Origin of the sequence: Anaerobiospirillum succiniciproducens DSM 6400 (genome assembly GCF_000482845.1) — a bacterium.
Classification (GTDB): Bacteria; Pseudomonadota; Gammaproteobacteria; order Enterobacterales; family Succinivibrionaceae; genus Anaerobiospirillum; species Anaerobiospirillum succiniciproducens.
Window position 1 is genome coordinate 105,239 of sequence record NZ_KI519512.1, and the last position, 4,364, is coordinate 109,602.

The 4,364-nt window shown below is 46.7% G+C and carries 1 protein-coding gene; it reads right to left on the reverse strand.

The features are described from left to right. On the reverse strand, nucleotides 1-4,364 hold a 4,364-nt coding region (locus tag H524_RS15980; protein WP_044122474.1), incomplete at both ends, for a midas domain-containing protein.

Below are 4,364 nucleotides of genomic sequence, written 5' to 3' on the forward strand. Positions count from 1 at the left end.
GCATCAGCTGCATCTAAGCCACCGAAGGCATCATCACCTGAAGCTTCAGCGCTATCAAAGCCATCGAATGAATCGGAATCAGCTGTTTCGCTATCACCTAAGTCACCGAAAGCATCGTCTGATGCAGCGTCGGCTGCGTCTAAGCCACCGAAAGCATCGTCAGATGCTGCATCAGCTGCATCTAAGCCACCGATTGCATCGTCGGATGCTGCATCAGCTGCATCTAAGCCACCGAATGCGTCATCAGATACTGCATCAGCTGCATCGGCTGCGTCTAAGCCACCGGATGTGTCAACTGAACCAAGGTCACCGAAATCATCCTCAGCGTCTGCATTGAATGCATCACCGCTGACCATGTTCTCAATACCCTGCTCATGCTCTGCTAATGCGTCATTCTGGCTCAGGTCTAAACCAGACTCTGACTCCTCAGAACCATCGAGCATGTCGCCAATCAGCTCTTCATCCTTTGCATCTTGTGCAGAAGCATCGTGACCATCAAAGTCACCAAGCTCTGAGCCTAAGTCAAAGTCTGAATTGCCTGATGCATCGTCTGCTGCCATCTGAGTATCGTCAGATGCAAGCATGTCATTAGCATCATCAGCTACATCGGTTACAGCCTCTGCATCATGAGCGGTTGGCTCAAAGTTAGTATCAGCTTGCTGATTGTGAAGCTTAGAGCCTGACTGCTGAATGATCTCCTCTGGAATATCAGCTGGAACATCATCGAGCATATCTGCAAGAGCATCACCGCCACCTGAGATGTTAGAGTCAAGCAGTACATCGTCGTCTGAAACATCAAGGTTTGGTGGAGCCATTTCTGGCATGCTTGAACCTGACAGTACATCGTCAGCACCACCATCACCTGCGGTAATGAAGCCAGCATCGCTAAGGTCACTGTCTAAAGGTGCACCATAGTCATGATCTGCATCTGCTACCTTGTCGGCACTCTCAGCACCAACAGAGTTCTCGCTACCAGATACCTTAGTGATATCAAAGTCATCTTGTGGTACTGACCACATTGATGGACTATCGGCATCAGCATCAGCATCAGCATCAAGATTTTGAGCACCGGCAAAGAGAGGCTCATCAAAGCCTGAACCAATAGGATCGGCTTGTTGATCTTCCATTGCCTCGTCAAATTCATGACCTTCTGCAGTTTGGAGTGGCTCTGCTTCAACGAACTCAGGCTCAACTGCATCAGTTGAATCACCAGAGGCAATATCAGCATCAACTACTTCATCTGCAGGAATGTAAGGCTCTTCAATCTCGTGTGCTAACTCAGTCTCTTCTGGGCTTGCAACAACAGCTTCCGCAGCAGGCGCGTCTTGATCGTTAGAATCATTTGCTAAGTCATCAGCATTGGCAAAGCTGTCGTTTGCATCATCGGCAACTTCATCAGCGCTTGTATGACTATCGTTAGCGTCTAAAGCAACCTCGTCGCTACTGTCTTGAGCTGCTTGTGCCATTGAATTGTCATCGGTGGCAAAATTTGCAGGCTCATCATCAGCGGCGGCCATATCTGCATCTAAAGAAGACTCACCGTCTAAGTTCATTTCTGGATCTTCAGCGAAGTCAAATGAACCTAAGTTGTTTAAGTCTAAATTATCAACAGCATCAGCTAAGTCATCAGTATCAACAGAGCTTATGTCACTGACAGGATCTGCAGAAGCAAGCTCGTTCTCTTCAGGAACAATCAAGTCAGCGTCATTTTCACCGGCGTCGATATCATCGAGACCTTGGAATCCATCCTCTTGAGCAGCGATATCAGCTTGAGCAATTGAATCTCTATCAAGAAGCTCACTGTTATCAACTACTGCAGCATCCTCAGCACTTAAAGGTGCTGGTTCAGGAGCTGGCTTAGGCTCTGGAGGATCAGTAACTGTTGATAATGGATCTAAAGCTGGAGCAGAAGTTTCTTCACTTTGCTCTGGCTCGTTTTGTTCAGCACTCTTTTGCTCTGACTCAACAGGTTCCTCTGACTTGCCAAGATTATCAATGTCACTCTCGCTCATGTTGTCGAAATTCATGTTATCGAGAGCTGAATTTACATCGATGTCATCAATTGAGCCTAAGTCATTATCTGGAGCAGCAACCGCTTCAGAAGTATCTGGCATGAAGATGTCGTTGTTCTCATCCTCTAAGGAATCAAACTTATTATCATCTATACCATCGATACCAGAGAACTCATCTTCAACTACCTTGTCGAGATTTTCATCGACTAGGTTGTTTTCACGAGCAAGCTTTTCTTCCTCTGCCTTTTCTTGAGCCTTGCGAGCATACTCTTCAGCTGCAGTCTCTTCACCACGCTCACGAGCTTTCTCATCTGCGGTGAATTGCTCTTCAAACTCTTGCTCCTTCTGAGCAACAGCATCAGCTTCTGGCTGCTCAAAGTCCATCTGGGCATTGTTGACATCTAAACGGTCAAGCAGGTCGTTGGACTCATCAAGGTCAAACTCATCAGTTAAAGAACCAGACTGAGATTGCTTAATCTCATCTTCAGATGGCATTACTAAATCCAGACCACCGTCCTGCTCTGCCTTCTTGTCGAGCTCTTCGATGTCGTTAAAGCCATTGGTCTCTTCTACTGGTAACTCTTGCATGTTGTGCATGCTGTTAGCGTAGTTAATGAAGTCACTGCCGTCTTCCTCAGTAACATCAAACTTAGGGCTACCATCATCCCAGTCAGCAAAATCACCTGAGTTATTGGAATCAGCAAATGGATCATCACCAAGAGGCATGCCACCAAGCGCATCAACTGCACCTGAAGGCTCATGATCAAATGATAAGGAGTCTGAATTTGCCTCTTGAGGGTCGGCAAATACATCCATACCTGAAATATCATTCTGACCATTATCAATGGAGAGATCATTGCCTGGGAAATCGCTGTCTAATGCGCTTCCCTCAGTCATGTTGTATTCAGGAGTATCGTCTAAGCTTAGCTGCTCATTTGGCTGTTCAGAACCTGACTCTAGAGCTTTTGTATTGCTAAATACATCAGAATCGTCTGCTTCGTCATCAGTGAACAGATCTGAACCAGGCTCAGTAGCATCAGTACCAAAGAGGTCATCTGAGTTGCTATCTAAATCACCTGAGCTAGAGAATAAATCATCATCTGATGACTCATCTAAAGCACTAGACTTTACATCATCAGCTGCAGGCTCAGCGGCATCACCAAAGGCATCAGCCATAGCATCGTCTGCTGCAGGCTTAGCTGTGTCACCAAATGCATCTACCTTAGCATCGTCAGCGGCAGGCTCAGCAGCATCACCAAAGGCATCAGCCGTAGCTTCGTCAGCTGAAGGCTCAGTGGTATTGCCAAAGGCATCTACCTTAGCATCGTCAGCTGCAGGCCCTGCGGTATCACCAAATGCATCGGCACTTGCATCTAAACCGTTAGCGTCGTTTTGAGCATCGAAGCTACCAAAATGATCGTCGTCACCACCAAGGATTGGGCTATTGCCTAATACCTGCTCTTCAAGGGTGGTCTTGCCGTCATCAGCTGGAGCAGTACTGTCTTCACCAAGAACGTGCTCAACAGGCATGTCATCAAGACCTAATGCGCCACTTAAATCACGACCTTGCAGGGCATCATCGCCATGCATTACGTCTTCAGCGCCAGTTAAGTCAACAATGTCACTATTGCCTGGAAGCTCGCTTGCTGAAGTAGGAGCACTTGAGCTCTGATCAGAGCCACCTACTTCATCTGCAGTTTCTGCAACCTCACGGGCAAGGTCGATTAAGTCAGCCTTAGCTTGCTCGACTAAATCATCACTTGTTGCTGGAGTTTGAGCACCATCTGCAGTAGCAGCATGTTGTGCTGCTTCCTCTTGAGCTGCCTTTTGAGCATCCTCAGGAGAAAGATTATTCTGCAGATCATTTAATCCCTGCTGAATAGCATCGCTCTTGTAAACAGAACCTAAGCCACTTGGATTATCTTCAGAACTGTCTGCTTCTACGTCCTTAAGGTCATTTAAACCAGTCTGCACTGCAGGACTGTCAAATACCTTATTTAAAGGTGCGTTTGCATCACTAGTTTCTGCCTGAATATCCTTTAAATCATTAAGGCCTGACTGAATAGCAGGGCTATTGAAGGCTGTATTTAAAGGACGTGTCTCATCCTCTGTCTCTTCATGCACTGCTTGAAGATCAGATAAGCCCTTCTGAATAGCATCGCTATTGAATAAAGAATTGAGCTCGTCAGACTCATCAGCCTTAGGTACTTCAATATTCTCCTTTGTGTCATTAGCAGACTGATCCTCATTAGGGAAAGCCTCACCAATGTTATCGAAGTTGCCTAAAGATGAGGCAAGATCTGCCTCTTCTGTGTCATCAGAACCGCCTAAATCGCCAAAGGCAGCAGCCAT